This is a genomic window from Streptomyces sp. NPDC002779, from assembly GCF_042888685.1.
Taxonomy (GTDB): domain Bacteria; phylum Actinomycetota; class Actinomycetes; order Streptomycetales; family Streptomycetaceae; genus Streptomyces.
The window spans coordinates 102,647-122,625 of the sequence record NZ_JBIAQC010000009.1 but is presented as its reverse complement, the minus strand read 5'-3'; the positions used below and the strand labels follow the sequence as shown (position 1 = coordinate 122,625).

At 71.9% G+C, this 19,979-nt stretch carries 21 protein-coding genes; 14 read left to right on the top strand and 7 right to left on the bottom strand.

The window, feature by feature from the left end:
• Positions 1 to 7 precede the first annotated feature (7 nt).
• Positions 8 to 922, bottom strand: a complete 915-nt coding sequence (locus ACFYW5_RS25165; protein WP_389419331.1) for a serine hydrolase — start codon at positions 920 to 922, stop codon at positions 8 to 10.
• Positions 923 to 1,072: 150 nt separating this feature from the next.
• Here ACFYW5_RS25165 and ACFYW5_RS25160 point away from each other — a divergent pair, with 150 nt between their 5' ends.
• On the top strand, positions 1,073 to 1,813 hold the full coding sequence (locus tag ACFYW5_RS25160; RefSeq protein ID WP_389419330.1) for an SseB family protein: 741 nt from the start codon (positions 1,073 to 1,075) through the stop codon (positions 1,811 to 1,813).
• On the opposite strand, the gene ACFYW5_RS25155 is transcribed toward ACFYW5_RS25160, so the two are convergent.
• Positions 1,810 to 2,178: a DUF1844 domain-containing protein gene (locus ACFYW5_RS25155; protein WP_389419329.1), complete on the bottom strand. Its 369-nt coding sequence runs from the start codon at positions 2,176 to 2,178 to the stop codon at positions 1,810 to 1,812. The two genes, ACFYW5_RS25160 and ACFYW5_RS25155, sit on opposite strands and share 4 nt — an antisense overlap.
• A 354-nt stretch (positions 2,179 to 2,532) precedes the next feature.
• On the opposite strand from ACFYW5_RS25155, the gene infC reads away from it, so the two are divergent.
• The 10 genes from infC (at position 2,533) to ACFYW5_RS25105 (ending at position 13,356) form a co-directional block, all read left to right on the top strand.
• Positions 2,533 to 3,222, top strand: a complete 690-nt coding sequence (gene infC / locus ACFYW5_RS25150; protein ID WP_389419526.1) for a translation initiation factor IF-3 — start codon at positions 2,533 to 2,535, stop codon at positions 3,220 to 3,222.
• 111 nt (positions 3,223 to 3,333) lie between these two features.
• Positions 3,334 to 3,528 carry a 50S ribosomal protein L35 gene (gene rpmI, locus ACFYW5_RS25145; RefSeq protein WP_003977225.1) on the top strand — a complete coding sequence of 65 codons (195 nt, stop codon included), beginning with the start codon at positions 3,334 to 3,336 and terminating at the stop codon, positions 3,526 to 3,528.
• A gap of 95 nt (positions 3,529 to 3,623) precedes the next feature.
• Positions 3,624 to 4,007, top strand: a complete 384-nt coding sequence (rplT, locus tag ACFYW5_RS25140) for a 50S ribosomal protein L20 (protein WP_003977226.1) — start codon at positions 3,624 to 3,626, stop codon at positions 4,005 to 4,007.
• Positions 4,008 to 4,160: 153 nt separating this feature from the next.
• Positions 4,161 to 5,009, top strand: a complete 849-nt coding sequence (locus ACFYW5_RS25135; protein WP_389419328.1) for a TrmH family RNA methyltransferase — start codon at positions 4,161 to 4,163, stop codon at positions 5,007 to 5,009.
• Positions 5,010 to 5,060: 51 nt separating this feature from the next.
• A complete protein-coding gene (locus tag ACFYW5_RS25130) occupies positions 5,061 to 6,197 on the top strand; it encodes an ATP-binding protein (RefSeq protein ID WP_389419327.1) in 1,137 nt (378 codons plus the stop codon).
• 127 nt (positions 6,198 to 6,324) lie between these two features.
• Complete coding sequence (gene pheS / locus ACFYW5_RS25125; protein ID WP_389419326.1) at positions 6,325 to 7,446, top strand: phenylalanine--tRNA ligase subunit alpha; 1,122 nt, start codon at positions 6,325 to 6,327, stop codon at positions 7,444 to 7,446.
• On the top strand, positions 7,446 to 9,959 hold the full coding sequence (gene pheT / locus ACFYW5_RS25120) for a phenylalanine--tRNA ligase subunit beta (protein WP_389419325.1): 2,514 nt from the start codon (positions 7,446 to 7,448) through the stop codon (positions 9,957 to 9,959). Before pheS ends, pheT begins: the two co-directional genes overlap by 1 nt.
• A 158-nt stretch (positions 9,960 to 10,117) precedes the next feature.
• Positions 10,118 to 11,164: a PP2C family protein-serine/threonine phosphatase gene (locus tag ACFYW5_RS25115; protein WP_389419324.1), complete on the top strand. Its 1,047-nt coding sequence runs from the start codon at positions 10,118 to 10,120 to the stop codon at positions 11,162 to 11,164.
• A 230-nt stretch (positions 11,165 to 11,394) separates the two neighbouring features.
• On the top strand, positions 11,395 to 12,735 hold the full coding sequence (locus ACFYW5_RS25110) for a transcriptional regulator (RefSeq protein ID WP_389419323.1): 1,341 nt from the start codon (positions 11,395 to 11,397) through the stop codon (positions 12,733 to 12,735).
• A 75-nt stretch (positions 12,736 to 12,810) separates the two neighbouring features.
• On the top strand, positions 12,811 to 13,356 hold the full coding sequence (locus tag ACFYW5_RS25105) for an NUDIX hydrolase (protein WP_389419322.1): 546 nt from the start codon (positions 12,811 to 12,813) through the stop codon (positions 13,354 to 13,356).
• A 22-nt stretch (positions 13,357 to 13,378) separates the two neighbouring features.
• Here ACFYW5_RS25105 and ACFYW5_RS25100 read toward each other — a convergent pair whose 3' ends face one another.
• The gene (locus ACFYW5_RS25100) at positions 13,379 to 13,636 is read right to left on the bottom strand and encodes a hypothetical protein (protein WP_389419321.1); all 258 of its coding nucleotides are present in this window, start codon (positions 13,634 to 13,636) and stop codon (positions 13,379 to 13,381) included.
• Between the two features lie 220 nt (positions 13,637 to 13,856).
• On the bottom strand, positions 13,857 to 14,714 hold the full coding sequence (locus ACFYW5_RS25095; RefSeq protein ID WP_389419320.1) for a 3-hydroxybutyryl-CoA dehydrogenase: 858 nt from the start codon (positions 14,712 to 14,714) through the stop codon (positions 13,857 to 13,859).
• Positions 14,715 to 14,885: 171 nt separating this feature from the next.
• On the opposite strand from ACFYW5_RS25095, the gene ACFYW5_RS25090 reads away from it, so the two are divergent.
• Positions 14,886 to 16,124, top strand: coding sequence for a glycoside hydrolase family 10 protein (locus tag ACFYW5_RS25090; protein WP_389419319.1), 1,239 nt, complete (start codon positions 14,886 to 14,888; stop codon positions 16,122 to 16,124).
• Here ACFYW5_RS25090 and ACFYW5_RS25085 read toward each other — a convergent pair.
• Positions 16,111 to 16,323 (bottom strand): DUF1918 domain-containing protein, encoded by a 213-nt coding sequence (locus ACFYW5_RS25085; RefSeq protein ID WP_389419318.1) that lies wholly within the window; start codon positions 16,321 to 16,323, stop codon positions 16,111 to 16,113. The genes ACFYW5_RS25090 and ACFYW5_RS25085 overlap by 14 nt on opposite strands.
• A 92-nt stretch (positions 16,324 to 16,415) precedes the next feature.
• A complete protein-coding gene (locus ACFYW5_RS25080; RefSeq protein WP_389419317.1) occupies positions 16,416 to 17,336 on the bottom strand; it encodes a DMT family transporter in 921 nt (306 codons plus the stop codon).
• Here ACFYW5_RS25080 and ACFYW5_RS25075 point away from each other — a divergent pair.
• Both ACFYW5_RS25075 and ACFYW5_RS25070 read left to right on the top strand, forming a co-directional pair.
• Positions 17,335 to 18,768 carry a PLP-dependent aminotransferase family protein gene (locus tag ACFYW5_RS25075; RefSeq protein WP_389419316.1) on the top strand — a complete coding sequence of 478 codons (1,434 nt, stop codon included), beginning with the start codon at positions 17,335 to 17,337 and terminating at the stop codon, positions 18,766 to 18,768. The genes ACFYW5_RS25080 and ACFYW5_RS25075 overlap by 2 nt on opposite strands.
• A 104-nt stretch (positions 18,769 to 18,872) precedes the next feature.
• A complete protein-coding gene (locus ACFYW5_RS25070) occupies positions 18,873 to 19,466 on the top strand; it encodes a histidine phosphatase family protein (protein ID WP_389419315.1) in 594 nt (197 codons plus the stop codon).
• On the opposite strand, the gene ACFYW5_RS25065 is transcribed toward ACFYW5_RS25070, so the two are convergent.
• Positions 19,455 to 19,913, bottom strand: a complete 459-nt coding sequence (locus tag ACFYW5_RS25065; protein WP_389419314.1) for a DUF6314 family protein — start codon at positions 19,911 to 19,913, stop codon at positions 19,455 to 19,457. The genes ACFYW5_RS25070 and ACFYW5_RS25065 overlap by 12 nt on opposite strands.
• Positions 19,914 to 19,979 lie beyond the last annotated feature (66 nt).

Below are 19,979 nucleotides of genomic sequence, written 5' to 3'. Positions count from 1 at the left end.
GCCGCTTCTAGCCCCTCGCCAGCACCGGCACCGCCGCCTTCGCCGCCGCCTCGACCAGCGCGACCCCCGCGGCCTTCGTCGCGTTGCCGTTGGACAGCACGGCCACCAGACACTCCCGCCCGTCCACCGTCACCCGCCCGATGCTGTTGACGTCCCACAGCCCCGTCGTGCTCCGCGGCAGCCACCCGTTCTTCAGCGCCCACCGCGAACCGTCCGCCACCGCCGAGACACCCCACCGCTGATCCACGGCTATCCGCCCCATCAGCCCTCGCAGATACGACCGCGACGCCTCGCCCAGCTCCGACTCCTCCCCGAACACCTGCTGGAGCAGCACGAGTTGATCCGCCGCCGTGGTCTGCGTCAGCCCCCACAGCGTCCCGTCGCCGCCCTCGGTGGCCCGCAGCCCGAACCGCTCGTTCGCGGCGGCCAGCCCCTGCGCCCTGCCGATCGTCTCCCACAGGGCCGACGCGGAGGCGTTGTCGCTGCGCTCGATCATCGCGGTGGCATGCGCCTTCTCCGCCGAGGTCAGCGCCCGCCCCTCGTCCTGGGCCCGGAGCAGCAGCGCCGCCAGGATGTCGACCTTCACGATGCTCGCCGTGTCGAAGGAACCGTCCCCGTACCTGGCGCTCGCGCCGGAGTCCAGGTCCAGCACCGCCACCGACACCTCCGCGCCCTCCGCCACGGCGACGGACTCCATGGCGTCCGCCAGCAGCCCGTCCCGGTCCACCGTCGGCCGCGCCACCGATTCCACGGATGCCTCCCCGCTCGCCGCGACCCCGGAGGGCGTCGCCGACGACGATACGGCGCTCCCCGCGCCCGGAGCTGAGTGCGGCTGCGCCGTCATGACACCGACCACGGCCGCGGAGGCGAGGGCGACGGACAGCAGGGGCACACGGCGCCGACGCGCTCTGCAGGACTCCATGCCCGTGATCGTCGGGCCGGTGACTGTGTCTCGCGTGAGACGCGGGTCAGATCTGTGTCAGGGATGCCTGAGAAACGCGTGAGCCGGGTGACGGGCGCGTTTCCGGGCCCGCACAAGCGCAGCAGCATCCCCCCGATAGGGTCGGTGACCGTGGCGAACAAGAACATTCCCGACTCCCCCTTCCCGGACGACGACGGCTCCGCCGACCCCCGGCTGAGCGCGGCGCTCGCCGCCTGGGCCGAGGACCGCACCGCCGTGGCACCGGTGCTCCGGGCGCTCAAGGGCGCCCGGCTGCTCGTCCCCGTCGTGGCCGTCCTCGGCGAGGTCGAGGAGGACGAGAACGGGCTGCGTCACGAGAAGACCAGCGACATGGCCGTACCGACCCTGCGGGCCGGCGACCGCAAGGCACTGCCCGCCTTCACCTCCACCGACTCCCTCGCCCGCTGGGACACCACGGCCCGCCCCGTCGCCGTACCCCTGCACCAGGCCCTGGAGGCCGCCGCGCACGAGAAGGCCGACACGGTCGTGCTGGACCTGGCCGGACCGGTGCCATTCGAGCTGACGGGACCGGCGCTGCTCGCCCTGGCCGAGGGGCGGACCAGCACCGACCCGCTGGCCGACCCGGCGGTCGTGGCGGCGGTGCGCGCCGCGGTCGCCGACGTGGACGCGGTGCTGCGCGCCTACCTGGGCCCGGGCCGGGCCGACGGCACCCTCGCCCTGGTCCTCCACCCCTCCGTGCCGCAGGACGCCGGTGTCCACGCGGTCGCGCGCCGGCTCGCCGCCGACGAAACACTGAGGGCCCGCCTGGTGCGCGGCTTCGACCTGGCACTACTGCCGGCCGAGGCCAACCCTCCGGGCGAGCCCTTGTTCGTACGGGAAGCCGGGGCCTAGCCGTAGACCGGCCCGGTGTACTTCTCGCCCGGGCCCTGGCCCGGCTCGTCCGGGACGAGCGAGGCCTCGCGGAACGCCAGCTGGAGCGACTTCAGGCCGTCCCGCAGCGGGGCCGCGTGGAAGGAGCTGATCTCGGTGGTGCTCGCGTCCAGCAGCCCGGCCAGGGCGGTGACCAGTTTGCGGGCCTCGTCCAGGTCCTTGTACCGGTCGCCCTCCTCGGTCAGTCCGAGCTTCACGGCGGCGGCGCTCATCAGGTTCACGGCGACCGTCACGATCACCTCGACGGCGGGGACCTCGGCGATGTCGCGGGTCATCTCGTCGAAGTCGGGCGTCTCGGGGCTGTCCGGGGAAGAGGTGTCACTCATGGCGCCCACGATAGGTGCACGCACCGGCCCGGCCCGACACTGCCTCGGTTAGCCCCGACCGGCGGGAGCTGCTAACCTTGGGTGACGACCGGCCGAACACGCATGTGTCCGGCCCGCAAGTGGAGGCTCCGAACTCCCACCCGACTGTCCTCCGGGACGGCGGGTCACCGGTCAGGCGGCCACCACCGTTCCGTACGGACGGTGGAGAGTCGCCCGAGATTGCGCCCCGCGGTCGACGCGGCGGTGTTCCGGCATCAAAGGAGCCCCGCCTGTGTCCCGTCCGGGGCATTTTTCATGCGCCGCGATGGTTGGTCCTATGTCAATCAGACATACGCGGCTGTCCGCCAGACCGCCGTGTGGTGCTACCGAGGAGGATCCATCAGCGCCGAGCCCCGCATCAACGACCGGATTCGCGTTCCAGAGGTGCGACTTGTCGGTCCCAGTGGCGAGCAGGTGGGCATCGTCCCCCTGGCCAAGGCACTGGAGCTTGCGCAGGAGTACGACCTGGACCTGGTCGAGGTGGCGGCGACCGCCCGTCCGCCTGTGTGCAAGCTCATGGACTACGGGAAGTTCAAGTACGAGTCGGCCATGAAGGCCCGTGAGGCGCGCAAGAACCAGGCGCACACGGTCATCAAGGAGATGAAGCTCCGGCCGAAGATCGACCCGCACGACTATGACACCAAGAAGGGTCACGTCGTCCGGTTCCTCAAGCAGGGCGACAAGGTCAAGATCACGATCATGTTCCGTGGTCGCGAGCAGTCCCGGCCCGAGCTGGGCTACCGACTGCTGCAGCGTCTCGCGGAGGACGTCCAGGACCTCGGCTTCGTGGAGTCGAATCCGAAGCAGGACGGCCGAAACATGATCATGGTTCTCGGTCCGCACAAGAAGAAGACCGAGGCGATGGCCGAGGCCCGTCAGGCGCAGGAAGCCCGCAAGGCAGAAGCGAAGGCCAACCCCGGCAAGTCGCAGAACGCCGCGGAGTCCGACTTCGCCGAGGACGTCGAGGACGCCGAGGCTCCGGCCGAGGCATCCGCCGAGGCGTGATCCCGGGGGACGCGAGTCCCCAAGGATGTATCCGATACCAGAACGACGCTCCACCGTGCCCGGTTTCACGACCGGGCACCGGAGCGCCACCGACGAGGAGAGAACGGCGCTATGCCGAAGAACAAGTCGCACAGCGGTGCCAGCAAGCGCTTCAAGATCACCGGCTCCGGCAAGGTGCTCCGCGAGCGTGCCGGCAAGCGCCACCTGCTCGAGCACAAGTCGTCCCGCGTGACGCGTCGCCTCACCGGCAACGCCGAGATGGCCCCGGGCGACGCCGCGAAGATCAAGAAGCTTCTCGGCAAGTGACGTTCCGGCGCCTCGCCGCCGCACGTCAGGACCGGGACCCAATCGATTTCGGGTCGTGTGAGGACACCCACGGCCCCGCTACAAGGAGTTAACAAGTGGCACGCGTCAAGCGGGCAGTCAACGCCCACAAGAAGCGCCGGGCGATCCTCGAGCAGGCCTCCGGCTACCGCGGTCAGCGTTCGCGTCTGTACCGCAAGGCCAAGGAGCAGGTCACCCACTCGCTGGTCTACAACTACAACGACCGCAAGAAGCGCAAGGGTGACTTCCGCCAGCTGTGGATCCAGCGCATCAACGCCGCTGCCCGCGCCAACGGCATCACGTACAACCGCTTCATCCAGGGCCTGAAGGCCGCCAACGTCGAGGTCGACCGCAAGATCCTCGCCGAGCTGGCCGTCAACGACCCGAACGCGTTCGCCGCGCTCGTCGAGGTCGCGCAGAAGGCCCTGCCGAGCGACGTCAACGCGCCGAAGGCTGCGTGACGCTGCGCTGGCCTGAGCCGACGTGAGTGACGGACCCGTGGGTTGTTTCCTGCGGGTCCGTTGCGTTGCGCGGTGCGGCGGGTTCGGCACCGCCGGAATCCGCCCCTGTGGTTGATCGCCGTTGCGGCGGAAAAGATGGTGAAAGTGAGCTCCATGCCCCCCGTTGCCCCCGACCTGATCTCCCCCCGTTCCCCCCGTGTCTCCGCCGCCCGGCGGCTGGGCAAGCGGAACTTCCGGGGGAAGGAGCGGCTGTTCCTCGCCGAGGGGCCGCAGGCCGTGCGGGAGGCGGCCGGACACGACGGCACCCTGGTCGAGCTGTTCGCCACGGTCGAGGCCGCGGAGCGGTACGCCGACATCATCGGCGAGGCCCGTACCGCCGGAGCACGGGTGCACCTCGCCTCCGAGGACGTCATCGCCGACATCTCCACCACCGTCACCCCGCAGGGCCTCGTCGGGATCTGCCGGTTCCTCGACACCCCCTTCGAGGAGATCCTGGCCGCCCGGCCCCGGCTCGTCGCGGTCCTCGCGCACGTCCGGGACCCCGGCAACGCGGGCACCGTGCTGCGGTGCGCCGACGCCGCGGGCGCCGAGGCCGTCGTACTCACCGATGCCTCCGTCGATCTCTACAACCCCAAGGCCGTACGCGCCTCCGTCGGGTCGCTGTTCCATCTGCCCGTGGCCGTGGGAGTGCCCGTCGAGCGGGCCGTCGCTGGGCTCAAGGACGCCGGGGTGCGCATCCTCGCCGCCGACGGCGCCGGGGCCGACGACCTCGACGACGAGCTCGACAAGGGGACCATGGGCGGGCCGACCGCCTGGGTGTTCGGGAACGAGGCCTGGGGGCTCCCGGAGGAGACCCGCGCGCTCGCGGACGCCGTCGTGCGCGTACCGATCCACGGCAAGGCCGAGAGCCTGAACCTCGCCACCGCCGCAGCCGTATGTCTCTACGCGTCGGCCCGTGCACAGCGCGCCTTCGGAGGGTGCCGCTCCGTCACCGAGAGCTAGTAGGGTGACCAGCTCGGGGCCCCTCGGTCGTTCGAGAGGTGGGGTACGGGGATGAGTGTCGGCACGAGCAGCGCACCGGGAGCACGGGACATGAGCCACCCGCCCGCGCCCCGGTACGGCGACCTCGCCGAACTCGGCATCACCCCCGACGACCTGCCCGACGGCCTCGTCGTCGCCGACGAGCACGGCCAGGTCGTCTGCTTCAACGCCGCGGCCGAGCGCATCACCGCCGTCTCCGCCGCCGAGGCCCTCGGACAGCGTCTGGAGAAGGCCCTGCCGTTAGAGGATCTGGAGGGCCGCCGCTGGTGGCAGGTCACCGACCCGTACGGCGGACTGGCCATCCGCAACCGCCAGCCCGAGCGGAACCTGCTGCTGCCGGGCGGGCGCGAGGTCCTGGTCTCGGTGCGGTACGTCCGGGCCGAGCCCACCGGCCCCGTCCGCCGCGTCGTCGTCTCGCTGCGGGACACCGAGGCCCGCCGCCGCACCGAGCGCAGCCACGCCGAACTGATCGCCACGGTCGCCCACGAACTGCGCTCGCCGCTCACCTCCGTCAAGGGCTTCACCGCGACCCTGCTCGCCAAGTGGGAGAGGTTCACCGACGACCAGAAGCGGCTGATGCTGGAGACCGTCGACGCCGACGCCGACCGCGTCACCCGGCTCATCGCCGAGCTGCTGGACATCTCGCGGATCGACAGCGGGCGGCTGGAGGTGCGGCGCCAGCCCGTCGACATCGGCGCCGCGGTGGGGCGGCACATCCAGGCGTACGTCGCCGCCGGGCAGCCCGCCGACCGCTTCCTGCTCCGCCTGCAGCAGCCGCTGCCCGATCTGTGGGCCGACCCCGACAAGATCGACCAGGTGCTCAGCAACCTGCTGGAAAATGCGGTGCGGCACGGCGAGGGAACCGTCACCATTGACGTCACGCCCACGGCGTCGCCCCGCGAGGGAGAGGACGCCGGCACGTCGGTCACGGTGAGCGACGAGGGGTCCGGCATCCCGGAGGAGTCCATGAACCGCGTCTTCACCCGCTTCTGGCGGGGCAGCAAGCGCGGCGGCACCGGCCTCGGGCTCTACATCGTCAAGGGCATCGTCGAGGCCCACGGCGGCACCATCACGGTCGGCCGCGCCCCCGGCGGCGGCGCCGAGTTCCGATTTACGTTGCCCGTGGCGGCTCCGGCGTATCTCGCCTGACGGCCACGGGCGCATCCGCCTGTCCGCACCCCGTTAGACTCGGCCTTTGGCACCTTTGCGTCCCGGAGACGGCCCACTGAGTCGGTGACGGGGACCTTCAGCCAGCAGATCGGAAGCACGGGAAGAGATGTCGGCACCGAATAAGTCGTACGACCCTGTAGAGGTCGAGGCGTTGAAACCGGAAGAGATCGAGCGCATGCGGGACGAGGCGCTCGCCGCCTTCGCCGCCGCGGACTCGCTCGACAAGCTCCAGGAGGCCAAGGTCGCCCACACCGGCGGCACCTCCCCGCTGGCCCTCGCCAACCGCGAGATCGGCGCCCTGCCCCCGCACGCCAAGGCCGCCGCCGGAAAGCTGGTCGGCCAGGCCCGCGGCGCCGTCAACAAGGCGCTGGCCGCCCGCCAGGCCGAGCTGGAGGCCGAGCGTGACGCCCGGGTGCTGGTCGAGGAGGCGGTGGACGTCACGCTGCCGTTCGACCGGGTACCGGCCGGCGCCCGCCACCCGCTGACCACGCTCTCGGAGCGCATCGAGGACATCTTCGTGGCCATGGGCTACGAGGTCGCCGAGGGCCCCCAGGTCGAGGCCGAGTGGTTCAACTTCGACGCCCTCAACATCGGCCCGGACCACCCGGCGCGCGGCGAGGCGGACACCTTCTTCGTCGAGGGCCCGCAGGGCGGCACCGAGTCCGGTGTCGTGCTGCGCACCCACACCTCGCCGGTCCAGATCCGCTCGCTGCTCGACCGTGAGCTGCCGGTGTACGTGATCTGCCCGGGCCGCGTGTACCGCACCGACGAGCTGGACGCCACCCACACCCCGGTCTTCCACCAGGTCGAGCTGCTCGCGGTCGACGAGGGCCTCACCATGGCGGACCTCAAGGGCACGCTGGACCACATGGTGCAGTCCCTGTTCGGCGAGGGCATGAAGACCCGGCTGCGGCCGAACTTCTTCCCGTTCACCGAGCCGTCCGCCGAGATGGACATGGTGTGCTACGTCTGCCGCGGCGAGTCCGTCGGCAACCCCGACCGGCCCTGCCGCACCTGCTCCAGCGAGGGCTGGATCGAGCTGGGCGGCTGCGGCATGGTCAACCCGCGGGTGCTCACGGCCTGCGGCGTCGACCCGGAGAAGTACAGCGGCTTCGCCTTCGGGTTCGGCATCGAGCGGATGCTGATGTTCCGCCACAACGTCGAGGACATGCGAGACATGGTCGAGGGTGACGTCCGGTTCACCCGGCCGTTCGGGATGGAGATCTGATGCGGGTCCCGCTTTCCTGGCTGCGGGAGTACGTCGACCTGCCGGCCACCGAGACCGGCCGCGATGTGCAGGCCAAGCTCATCTCGGCCGGCCTCGAGGTCGAGAGGGTCGAGCAGCTCGGCGACGGCCTCAAGGGCCCCCTGGTCGTCGGCCAGGTGCTGACCATCGAGGAGCTGGAGGGCTTCAAGAAGCCGATCCGCTTCTGCACCGTCGACGTCGGCACCGCGAACGGAACCGGTGAGCCCCAGGAGATCGTCTGCGGCGCCCGGAACTTCCAGGCCGGCGACAAGGTCGTGGTCGTGCTCCCCGGCGCCGAGCTGCCCGGCGGCTTCGCGATCTCCGCGCGCAAGACCTACGGCCGTACCTCGCACGGCATGATCTGCTCCAGCGACGAGCTGGGCATGGGTGACGACGGCACCAAGGGCATCATCGTGCTGCCGCCGGAGACCGAGGTCGGCAAGGACGCCATCGAGCTGCTGGAACTGTTCGACGAGGTCCTGGACATCGCCGTCACCGCCAACCGCGGAGACTGCCTGTCCATCCGCGGCGTCGCCCGCGAGACCGCCATTGCCTACGGTCTGCCGCTGCGCGACCCGGCGCTGCTCGACGTCCCGGCCCCGAACGCCTTCGGCTACCCGGTGCAGGTCTCCGAGCCCGTGGGCTGCGACCGCTTCACCGCGCGTACGGTCACCGGTCTGAGCGCCGAGGCGCGGTCCCCGATCTGGCTGCAGCGGCGGCTGCAGAAGGTCGGCATGCGCCCGATCTCGCTCGCCGTCGACGTCGCCAACTACGTGATGATGGAGCTCGGCCAGCCGCTGCACACCTACGACCGCAAGCTGGTCCAGGGCACCATCGGCGTCCGCCGCGCGGCCGAGGGCGAGAAGATCGTCACCCTCGACGGCGTCGAGCGGACGCTGCACGCCGAGGACCTGGTCATCACCGACGACAGCGGCCTCATCGGCCTCGCCGGTGTCATGGGCGGCGCCAACACCGAGATCGCCGACCACGACGATGTCGAGAACGCCTCGACGGACGTGGTCATCGAGGCGGCGCACTTCGACGCCGTGGCGATCGCGCGGACGGCCCGCCGGCACAAACTGTCCTCCGAGGCGTCCCGCCGCTTCGAGCGCGGTGTCGACCCCATGGCCGCCGCCGCGGCCGCCCAGCGCACCGTCGACCTGCTGGTGCTGCTCGCGGGCGGCACCGCCGACGCCGGCGTCACCGAGGTCATCGCCCCGTCCGCGCCGCACACCATCACGGTCGCGGCGGACCACCCGGACAAGGTCGCCGGCGTCGAGTACGGCCGCGAGACCGTCGTACGCCGCCTCCAGGAGGTCGGCTGCGACGTCTACGGACAGGACGAGCTGATCGTCACCGTCCCGTCCTGGCGTCCCGACCTGCTGGAGCAGAACGACCTCGCGGAAGAGGTCATCCGGCTCGAGGGCTACGAGAACCTGCCCTCCACGCTGCCCAAGCCGCCGTCCGGCCGGGGCCTGACCCCCCGTCAGCGGCTGCACCGGCGCGTCGGCCGCGCCCTGGCCGGTGCCGGGTACGTCGAGGCGCCGAACTACCCCTTCGTGGGGGAGCAGGTCTTCGACCAGCTCGGTCTCGACGCCGACGACCCGGCCCGCCGAGTCGTGAAGCTGACCAACCCGCTCAACGACGAGGAGCCCGCGCTCCGTACGTCGCTGCTGCCGGGCCTGCTCGGTGCGCTGCGGCGCAACGACGGACGGGGCTCGCACGACCTGGCCCTGTTCGAGACCGGCCTGGTCTTCCTGCCCCGCGAGGAGCAGCGGGTCGCCGCGCAGCTGCCCGTGGACCGGCGTCCGACCGACGAGGAGATCGCCGCGCTCGACGCCGTCCTGCCCGAGCAGCCGCGCCATGTCGCCGTCGTCCTCGCGGGCGCCCGCGAGCAGGCCGGCTGGTGGGGCGCGGGCCGTCCGGCCGGGTGGGCCGACGCGGTGCAGGCCGCGCGGACCGTCGCCGCCGAGGCGGGTGCGGAACTGATCGTGCGGCCCGGGCAGTACGGGCCCTGGCATCCGGGCCGGTGCGCCGAGCTGGTCGTCACCGTCGACGGTGCCGAGCGGGTCGTGGGCCACGCCGGTGAGCTGCACCCGCGGGTCCTCAAGGCGCTGGGACTGCCCGCGCGCACCTGCGCGATGGAGCTGGACCTGGACGCGCTGGAGCAGGTGGGCGACGGGGTGCCGCAGGCGCCGGGCATCTCCTCGTTCCCGGTCGCCACGCAGGATGTCGCCCTCGTCCTCGACAAGTTCGTGCCGCACGCCGAGGTGGAGGCCGCGCTGCGCGAGGGCGCGGGGGGCCTGCTGGAGGCCATCCGGCTGTTCGACGTGTACGAGAACGCGGAGCAGCTGGGTGACGGGAAGAAGTCGCTGGCGTACGCGCTGCGGTTCCGGGCGCCGGATCGCACGCTGACCGTGGACGAGGCTTCGGCGGCCCGGGACGCGGCGGTCGCCCTCGCGGGCGAGCGGACCGGGGCGGTGTTGCGGGGCTAGTCCTCGTACGCCTGCGGGTTGTTGCCGGTCACCTCACTCGTTCGAGTGAGAACTGCCGGTGTACTGGTCCTCTTGGGCCATGCGGTCGACAGAATCGGACCGGCCTTTCGGGGTCGGTCCGATTCTGCGTTGACGCGGCCTACTTGGGGGCCACCGGCATGATCCGCATCAAGGCTGTGTTTCCCCGTCGGCTGCTCGCGCTGGGGCTGCCCACCGCCTGGGGCGCGATGGCGATCACCTACAAGCTCACCTGTCCGCTCGCCCAGCAGGACGGCATCGGAGCCCGCGCGGTCACCAGCGCCGTCTTCTTCGCGGTCGGCACCGGGCTGATCCTCCATGTCCGCCAAGTCCTGCTGCGGGAGCTGCGGCAGATCCGCCGGGTCGCCGGGGTCGCGCAGAGCGTGCTGCTGCGGCCGCTGCCGCCGCGGATCGACGGACTGAACATCGCCGCCACCCAGCTCTCCGCGGACCGGGGGGCCTCGGTGGGCGGGGACCTGTACGAGGTCATCGCAACCGAGCACGGGGTGCGCGTGGTGATGGGCGACGTACGGGGACACGGCATCGCCGCCGTCGGCACGGCCGCGGCACTCCTCGGCAGCTTCCGCGAGGCGGTCCACGACGAGCCGGACCTGGGGCGGGTGCTCCGTCGAATGGACCGCGCCCTCGCCCGGCACCTGCGGGAGCGGTACCGGGACGAACCCGAGGCGGCGGAGGAGTTCGCCACCGTCCTGCTGCTGGAGATCGGCCGGGACGCGGAAGTGCGGGCCCTCAACTGCGGCCATCCCTGGCCCTACTTGATCAGCGGCACGCGGGTGGAGCCCCTGGCGCGCGCGGATCCGCTGCCGCCGCTAGGTCCCTTCCCGCTGCCGAGGGAACTGGCGGCCCTTTCGTGCGGACCGTTGCTCCCCGGCGAGTCCCTGACCCTGTACACGGACGGTGCGGAAGACGCGCGGGACGCGCGTGGCCGGTTCTTTTCACTTCCGGCGGCTCTGCTGGGCGCCTCCCGCACACACCCCGGCTCCCCACAGCTGATCCTCCGTACGGTATTGAGCGCGCTGATGCGTCACGCGGGCGGCACACCCTCCGACGACATCGCACTGCTGATCCTGCGGAACGACCGAACTCACGTGAGGGGCAACTCCATAGGGGCGCGGGGAACTGCGCGACCAGCCACATCGAACCCGCAGCCGACACAGCACCACTAGTGCCACGGTGAACAGTCGCCCGGCGCAGCGAGCGCAGCGTCCCGGCAGGGCCGCCGCACTGTACGAGGGGGAGCCGGCGGCCCGGCCGGCCTCTTGCGAGGCAATTCAGTCAACCGGCTGGAAACTCTCCGCGACAGTGCGCACACTGCGCGGATTCGAGCACTCCGTTCACACCCCGTGTGAAGCCGGAACCACTACTCTGACGGAACCGAGCCACCCGGGGGGCATATATGCAGCCCAACACTCTGCTCGACGCGATCCTGGACGAGGCGGGGATCTCGCACGCGGGGCTGGCAGCACACGTGAACCAGGCCGGACGGGCGCGCGGGCTCGCGCTCAGGTACGAACACACCGCCGTCGCACGGTGGTTGAAGGGGCAGCGGCCGCGCGGTCAAGTCCCCGACCTGATCTGCGAGGTGCTGGCCGGCCGCCTCCAACGCCCGGTCACCCTCGACGACATCGGACTCGGCGTACCCGGCGAGCCCTCCGCCCCGCACGCCACCTCGCTGTCCGGGTTCGTCGAGCGGGCCACCGCCCTGTGGCGCTCCGACGAACAGCAGCGTCCGCACATCCTCGGCGCGCCCGCCGTCACCGGCACCCCCGCCGTGATGCCGGTGTGGGAGTGGGAGAACCCGCCCGAGGACGTGGACGTCTCGCGTGGCGGCCGGCACCGGGTCACGCCCGCCGACCTGGAGATGCTGCGGGCCGCCCGCACCCACTACGAGCAGATGTACCGCAAGGCCGGCGGCATCGCGACCCGCACCCGGATCGTCGGCTTCCTCAACGCCGAGGCCGCCCCGCTGCTGCGCGGCAGCTACACCGACGCCATCGGCCGCCAACTCCACCGCGCCACCGGCGGTCTGGTGGCCGTCGCCGGGATCTGTGCCTACGACTCCGACGCGCACGGCCTGGCCCAGCGCTACTTCCACCAGGCGCTGCGGCTCGCGAAGGCCAGCGGTGACCGAGGGCTCGGCGCCTATGTGATCGCCCTGCTGGTCAACCAGGCGCTGTTCATGCGGGAGTTCCGCCAGGCCGTCGCCTTCGCGGAGGCCGCGTTGCGTGCCGCGGGCCGGCACATCACGCCGGCGCTCGCCTCGGATCTGTACGCGATGCAGGCGAAGGCGTACGCACACCTCGGTGACGGCACGAGCGCCCTGTCCTGCATCCGGCGTGCCGAGCAGGCCGCCGAACGCATCCGGCGCGGATACGAACCCGACGAAACGGGCTATGTCCAGCCGGGGCTCGTCAACGTCCAGGTGGCGGAGGCGCTGCTGAGCCTGGGCGAACTCGCGGCGGCCGGCGAGCACGCGGCCGCGGCCGTCGACAATCCCGCCCATGACCGCGGCCGGGTGCACCGGCTCGCCATGCTCAGCACGATCGAACTGCGTCAGGGCCACGCCGACAAGGCGGTGGCCACCGCGGTGCAGATGGCCGAACAGGCGAGGGGAATGGAGTCCCAGCGGCTGCGCGACAGACTCCGCGCGGTACGCGAATACCTGGTGCGCAGCGGCTGCGCGGGCACCTCCGAGGCCGCCGAACTCATCGACGGCGCACTACGCGTACCGCTGTAGGTCGGTGCTCGACCACCGACAGCTCACAGTCCCTGCTGCGATATTGCCACTTACTCGACGGAAGGTGGCAGAACCGTGCAGTGGGCGAAACAGAGCGAACAAACTGTGTACTCAAATCGCTGGTTCAGCGTCAATCTCGCGGATGTCGAACTGCCGGACGGCCGGCACCTCGACCACTTCCTGATCCGGCTGCGGCCGGTCGCCGTGGCCACGGTGGTCAACGAGGCCAATGAGGTCCTCCTCCTGTGGCGCCACCGGTTCATCACCGACAGCTGGGGGTGGGAACTCGCGGCCGGAGTGGTCGAGGACGGCGAGGACATCGCCGTGGCGGCCGCCAGGGAACTGGAGGAGGAGACCGGCTGGCGGCCGGGACGGCTGCACCACCTCATGAGCGTGGAGCCGTCCAACGGACTCACCGACGCCAGGCACCACATCTACTGGGCCGACGAGGGTGAGTACGTCGGGCACCCCGTGGACGACTTCGAGTCGGACCGCCGGGAATGGGTCCCCCTCAAGCTCGTCCCCGACATGGTCGCCCGTGGGGAGGTCCCGGCCGCCAACATGGCGGCCGCGTTACTCCTGCTGCACCACCTCAGGCTCGGGCAGGACGCGTTGCCCTGATCCCCCCGCCGCGCCCTGCGAGTTAATGCCCGAGGGCCTGCCAGATCGCCACGACGAGCGCGCCCAGCGCGGTCAGTACCGCCACCGCGGGCAGCGGCCAGCGGGCGTGCTCCAGGGCGACGATGCGCGCGGACAGATCATCGAGCTCCTTGCATGTCTCCTCGGTGCGATGGCTGAGCAGGGCCAGGCCTCCCTCGACACGGGCATAGGCCACGTCGAGGCGACGCCGTAACTCTGCGAGTTCTCCATGGACCACGGGATGCTCGGGTTCGGCGGTCACGAGTCCGCTCCTTTCCGTAGTCGTCACATCCCTGCGTGCGCTCTTGCATGCGCATGAAGAGTCAACTCCCCTGGTGGGCGCGTGGGGAGAGTGTGCGAAGGGCATATGCGAGCCCGGCGCGCACACGGTGTGTGAATGCCGCGGGCCCGGCGCTCCGAGGAGTGCCGGGCCCGTGCTCGTCGCACTGTGTAATCAGCACCCTGCATCGGGCACTGTGCAATCAGTAGCTGTAGAACCCCGAACCGGACTTGCGGCCGAGGCGGCCGGCGTCGACCATGCGCTGGAGCAGCGGGGGAGCGGCGTAGAGCGGCTCCTTGTACTCCTCGTACATCGAGTACGCGACCGAGGCGACGGTGTCCAGACCGATCAGATCGGACAGCTTCAGCGGGCCCATCGGGTGGGCGCAGCCGAGCTCCATGCCGTTGTCGATGTCCTCGCGGCTGGCGATGCCCGACTCGAACATCCGGATAGCGGAGAGCAGGTAGGGGATCAGCAGCGCGTTCACCACGAAACCCGAGCGGTCCTGGGCGCGGATGGCGTGCTTGCCGAGCACCTTCTCGGTGAAGACCTGGGCGCGGCTGAGGGTGCCCTCGGAGGTGGTGAGCGCCGGGATCAGCTCGACCAGCTTCTGCACCGGGGCCGGGTTGAAGAAGTGGATGCCGATGACCTGGTCGGGCCGCGAGGTGGCGACCGCGAGCCTCACCAGCGGGATGGAGGAGGTGTTCGAGGCCAGGATCGCGTCCGGCCGGGTCACGACCTGGTCCAGCACCTGGAAGATCTCGGTCTTGACCTGCTCGTTCTCCACGACGGCCTCGATCACCAGATCGCGGTCCGCGAACTCGCCGAGGTCGGTGGTGAAGCTGAGCCGCGCCTGCGTGGCCGCCAGCTCGTCCTCGCTGATCTTGCCGCGCTCGGCGGCCTTGGCCAGGGAGTTGAACAGCCGGGTACGGCCGATCTCCAGGGCCTCGCCGGTGGTCTCGGCGACCTTCACGTCCAGCCCGGACCGGGCGCACACCTCGGCGATGCCGGCGCCCATCTGGCCGCAGCCCACCACTCCGACGCGTTCGATGTCGGTCACATCGTCCCTTTCGCTGAACTTCGGCTGTGGCAGGACCCCGGGTCCCGGTGCCTGCTCCGTTCGTGCACGTTACCGCCAAGTATCGATGATCGATCGCCGGGGTGGGGGCATCCTGGGGCGCGAAGACGATCCGTGACCGTGCGGATCCGCAGTGCGATGGGGGTGCGCGAAATGGGCCGAATCACGCGTCGGGCCTTCGCCCTGGCCGCGTTGGGAGCCTTCTCGACGGCCTCGGGAGCGTCGGCGGCGCCGGAGCGGCGGCATGCGGCGGGCGGCGAGATGCGGGGCATGTGGCTGGCGACGGTCGCGGGCCGCGACTGGCCCTCCGCCGCGGGCCTCAGCGCGGCGAGACAGCGCGCCGAGCTGATCGCCCATCTCGACACCGCGGTACGGCGCCGGCTGAACACGGTGATCTTCCAGGTGCGGCCGACGGCCGACGCGCTGTGGCCCTCGCCGCACGAACCCTGGTCGGCCGTGCTGACCGGGACGCAGGGCAAGGCGCCGGGCTGGGATCCGCTCGGCACGGCCGTCCGGGAGGCCCACGCCCGCGGCCTGGAGCTGCACGCCTGGTTCAACCCGTACCGGATCGCCAACCACACGGACCTGAGCGCGCTCGTCGCCTCGCATCCGGCCCGGCGGCACCCCGACTGGGTGGTGCGCTACGGCGGGAAGCTCTACTACAACCCCGGGCTGCCCGAGGTCCGCGCCTTCGTGCAGGACGCGATGATGGACGCGGTCGAGCGGTACGCCGTGGACGGCGTGCACTTCGACGACTACTTCTATCCGTATCCGCGGGCGGGCCAGACCTTCGACGACGACGAGGCCTACGACCGGCACGGCGGCGGGTTCTCGGGCCGGGCCGCGTGGCGGCGCCACAACATCGACCGGCTGGTCCAGGAGACGTCGGCCCGGGTCCGGCGGATCCGGCCGGGCGCCCGGTTCGGGATCAGCCCCTTCGGGGTGTGGCGCAACGCGGGCACCGACCCGCTCGGCAGCGACACCCGGGCCCTGCAGGCGTACGACGACCTGTACGCGGACACCCGCAGCTGGGTGCGGCAGAACTGGCTCGACTACATCTGCCCGCAGCTGTACTGGCCCATCGGCCACGCCGCCGCCGACTACGCCGTCCTGCTGCCCTGGTGGGCCCGCACGGTCCGGGGCACCGCGACGCAGCTGTACGTCGGTGAGGGGCTGTACCGGGCGGGCGACCCGGCGCAGGGCGCCGCCTGGCAGCAGCCGGCCGAGCTGTCCCGGCACCTCACGCTGGCCAAGGAGCACCCGGAGGCGCGCGGGCATGTCTTCTTCGCCGCCAAGGAGGTGGCGGCGGACCCGATCGGGGCCATGGCGCGGGTGGTCGCCGACCACTACCGGCAGCCGGCGGCGACCCCGCGCCGGCCTACATCGGGGTGATGTCCCGGTGGGGCATCCGCGTGTGGCGGATCTCGGTGTCGGGGCCGGGCGAGCACAGGCCCTCGTGCCCGTCCTCGAAGCGGACGCGGTAAGGCGGATTGCCCTCCTGGCCCAGGACTTCGACGATCTCGCCGACCTTGTCGTGCTGTCCGACCACCCTGCCGTGCTGGACAAGCTGGTCGCCCACGGTTGCACGCATCTGGGGGCCTCCTCGGCATGTGCGGGAGCAGCGGTCCGTGGCCTTGAGCCCACGGCCGCGGGCGGCGGCGGTAAGGGGGTCGTACGACCCGCTCAACCGCGCGCCCGTTGGGTGACGGCGATGCAGACGAGCACCGCCGCGGCCGTCAGCGGGGCGGCCACTGTCAGATGCTCGCCCAGCAGCAGCACCGACCACACCAGTGTGAGCAGCGGCTGCGCCAACTGCAACTGGCTGGCCTTGGGGATGCCGATGACCGCCATGCCCCGGTACCAGACGACCAGGCCGGCGAACTGCGAGCCGGCCGCGACCCACAGCAGTCCGGTCACGCTGTGCGCGGTGAGCTGGACCGGCTCCTGGGCCAGGGCGAGCACGGCGGCGGGCACGGACACCGGCAGGCAGCACACCAGCGCCCAGCCGATGACGTGCCAGCCCGGCATGACCCGGGCCAGCCGGCCGCCCTCGGTGTAACCGGCCGCGCACACCAGCAGGGCCCCGAAGAGGTACAGGTCGGCGGTGGTGAGGGCGCCCCCGCTCTGCTGCACGGTGAACGCGACGACCGCGGCGGCGCCGGCCAGCGCGGCCGTCCAGAAGGTGCGCGAGGGCCGGGTGCCCATGCGCAGGGCGGAGAGCAGCGCGGTGGTCAGCGGGAGCAGGCCGACGACGACCGCCGCGTGCGCGGTGGTGGACGTCTGGAGCGCGAGCGTGGTCAGCAGGGGGAAGCCGACGACCACTCCGGCCGCCACCATGGCGAGCCCCGCCCAGTGCCGGCGGTCCGGCAGCGGCACCCGCAGCGCCAGCAGGCAGCCACCGGCGAGCACGGCGGCGAGGACACTGCGCACGGCCACCAGCGACCAGGGGCCGAAGCCCTCCAGGCCCCAGGCGGTGGCGGGGAAGGTGAGGGAGAAGGCGGTCACGCCAAGCGCGGCCAGCAGGGTGCCGTACGCCGGTGAGGTGCCGCTCGGGGTGTCGACCGCTATCCGGCTCGGAGCGGTAGCGCTACTCTGTGCTCTCATGCAAGAGCGTAGCAGCGTCGGTGAACTGGCGGATCAACTGCGGCGAGAACTCGACCGCTACTCATACGGTGGAAAGCTCCCGTCGAGCCGGGCCCTCGTCGAGCGGTTCCGGGTGAGCCCGGTGACCGTCTCGCGCGCCCTGGCGCAGCTCGCGGCCGAGGGCCTGGTCGTCACCCGGCCCGGCGCCGGAGCCTTCCGGGCCCGGCCGCGGGCGGAGGCGACGCCCGCCGGGGACACCTCCTGGCAGGAGGTGTCGCTGAGCGCGGACAGCGCCGCCGAACTCGTGCCGCGCTCGGTGGACGCCTCCGGTGTCCTCGTGTCGCTCGCCGCTCCGCCGCCCGGAGTAATCGAGTTCAACGGCGGCTATCTGCACCCCTCCCTGCAGCCGGAGCGCGCCATGGCGGCGGCGCTGTCCCGGGCGGGGCGCCGGCCCGGGGCCTGGGGGCGGCCGCCCATGGAGGGGCTGCCGGAGCTGCGCGAGTGGTTCGCGCGGAGCATCGGCGGCGCGGTCACCGCGGCCGAGGTGCTGGTCACCTCCGGCGGCCAGTCGGCGCTCACCACGGCCCTGCGCGCGCTGGCACCGCCCGGGGCGCCGGTCCTGGTGGAGTCGCCCACCTACCCCGGCATGCTGGCCATCGCCCGGGCCGCCGGCCTGCGCCCGGTGCCGGTCCCGGTGGACCCGGACGGGGTGCGCCCCGCCCTCCTCGCCGACGCGTTCCGGGCCACCGGCGCCCGCGTCTTCGTCTGCCAGCCGCTCTTCCAGAACCCGACCGGCGCCGTGCTCGCCCCGGACCGCCGCGCCGAGGTGCTGCGCATCGCGCGCGCGGCCGGCGCGTTCGTGATCGAGGACGACTTCGTCCGACGGCTGGTGCACGAGGACGCCGGGCCGCTGCCGCGTCCGCTGGCCGCGGACGATCCCGACGGGGTGGTGGTGCACGTGTGCTCCCTGACCAAGGCCACCTCGCCGAGCTTCCGGGTCAGCGCGCTGGCCGCCCGCGGTCCGGTGCTGGAGCGGTTGCGCGCCATCCAGGTCGTCGACACCTTCTTCGTGCCCCGGCCGCTGCAGGAGGCGGCCCTGGAGCTCGTCGGCTCGCCCGCCTGGACCCGCCATCTGCGCGCCATCTCCACGCAGTTGCGGCTGCGCCGGGACACGATGACGGCCGCGCTGCTGAGCGAGCTGCCCGAACTGGCCCTGCCGCACATCCCGTCCGGCGGCTACCACCTCTGGCCCCGGCTGCCCGACGGCACCGACGAGACCGCCCTGGCCGCGGCCGCCCTGCGCGCGGGCGTCGCGATCACCCCCGGCCGCCCGTACTTCAGTGCCGAACCCCCGGCCGCCCACCTGCGCCTGAGCTTCGCCGCGGTGGCGGGGACGGGCGAGATCGCGGAAGGGGTACGGCGGCTGCGGCGGGCCCTGGCGGAGGTCCGCTAGCCGAGGGCGGCCGGTCCTGACCTGCGAGTAAGGCCTTGGGTACGCTGGGTGACTCAGAGGTAACGCCACTTGACCTGCGCACTTCCGGGAATCACCATCTCGGCATGTCACTTCGGGTCACGTTCGTCGCCGCCGCGCGCAGCTCCTCGTTGCTCGCCGAGCGTTTCGAGGACGACCGTCCGCTGGACCAGGCCGGGTGGGACGAGGTGCAGCGCTTCGCCCATGATCTGGTGCCGCTGTCGGCGGCCGAGCTGCGCTACTGCTCGCCCACGCCGCGCAGCCGCGCCACCGGCGACGCCCTCGGGTACGCGCCCCTGGTGCAACTCGCCCTGCGCGACTGTGACATGGGCCGCTGGCGCGGGCTGACGCTCGGCGAGGCGATGGCCCGGGAACCGGCGGCGGTGGACGCCTGGCTCGCGGATCCGCGAGCCACTCCACACGGTGGGGAGTCGCTGTCGGCGTTCATCGGCCGGGTCGGCGGCTGGCTGGACACCCGGCCGGTGGAGGACGGCGGCCGGGTCGTCGCCGTGGCCGAACCCTCGGTGATCCGCGCCGCCCTGGTCTACGCCCTCAAGGCGCCGCCCGCCACCTACTGGAATTTCGACGTCCGCTCGCTGTCGACGACGACCGTCAGCGGTCGGGCGGGCCGCTGGAACCTCCGTTTCGACGGGGCGCCGGTCCAGCCCTCATGGGCGTAGGGGCCGACGCTCCCGGGCGTAGTCGGTGGTCAGGACGAGATCCTTCGCGGGGCCGCGCACCCGCCACACCGTCCGCCAGTGGTCCTCGTCGACCGCGGTGAACTCGCCGCGGTAGAGGTCGGCCGAGCAGGGATGGTCCGCCAGGTGCCGGCCCGTGGACAGGTCCAGGTCGTGGAAGGGGCGGCCGTCGGCGAAGCGGACGTCGGCCGTGCCGGGCGCGCTCCCGGGCAGGAAGCGCAGGGTCCGCTCGGCGGGCCGGGGCACGCCCTGCCAGACGAATGTTCCGGACTCCTCGTGCAGCAGCCCGCCCGTCTCCAGCGGGCCGAAAACAGTCGTCCCGGTGAACTCGCCCCACGCCTCGCTCGCGTGATCCCGCACGGACCGCCGCACCCGCCACGAGCCCGTCAGGTACGCCAGCACATCTGGTACTGGCCAGAACTCGCCCATGACGCCGCTGTCTCCGTCCCGTCCGTTCCTGCGCGACCCATTGACGGGCCCCTGCCCCCTCCCTAT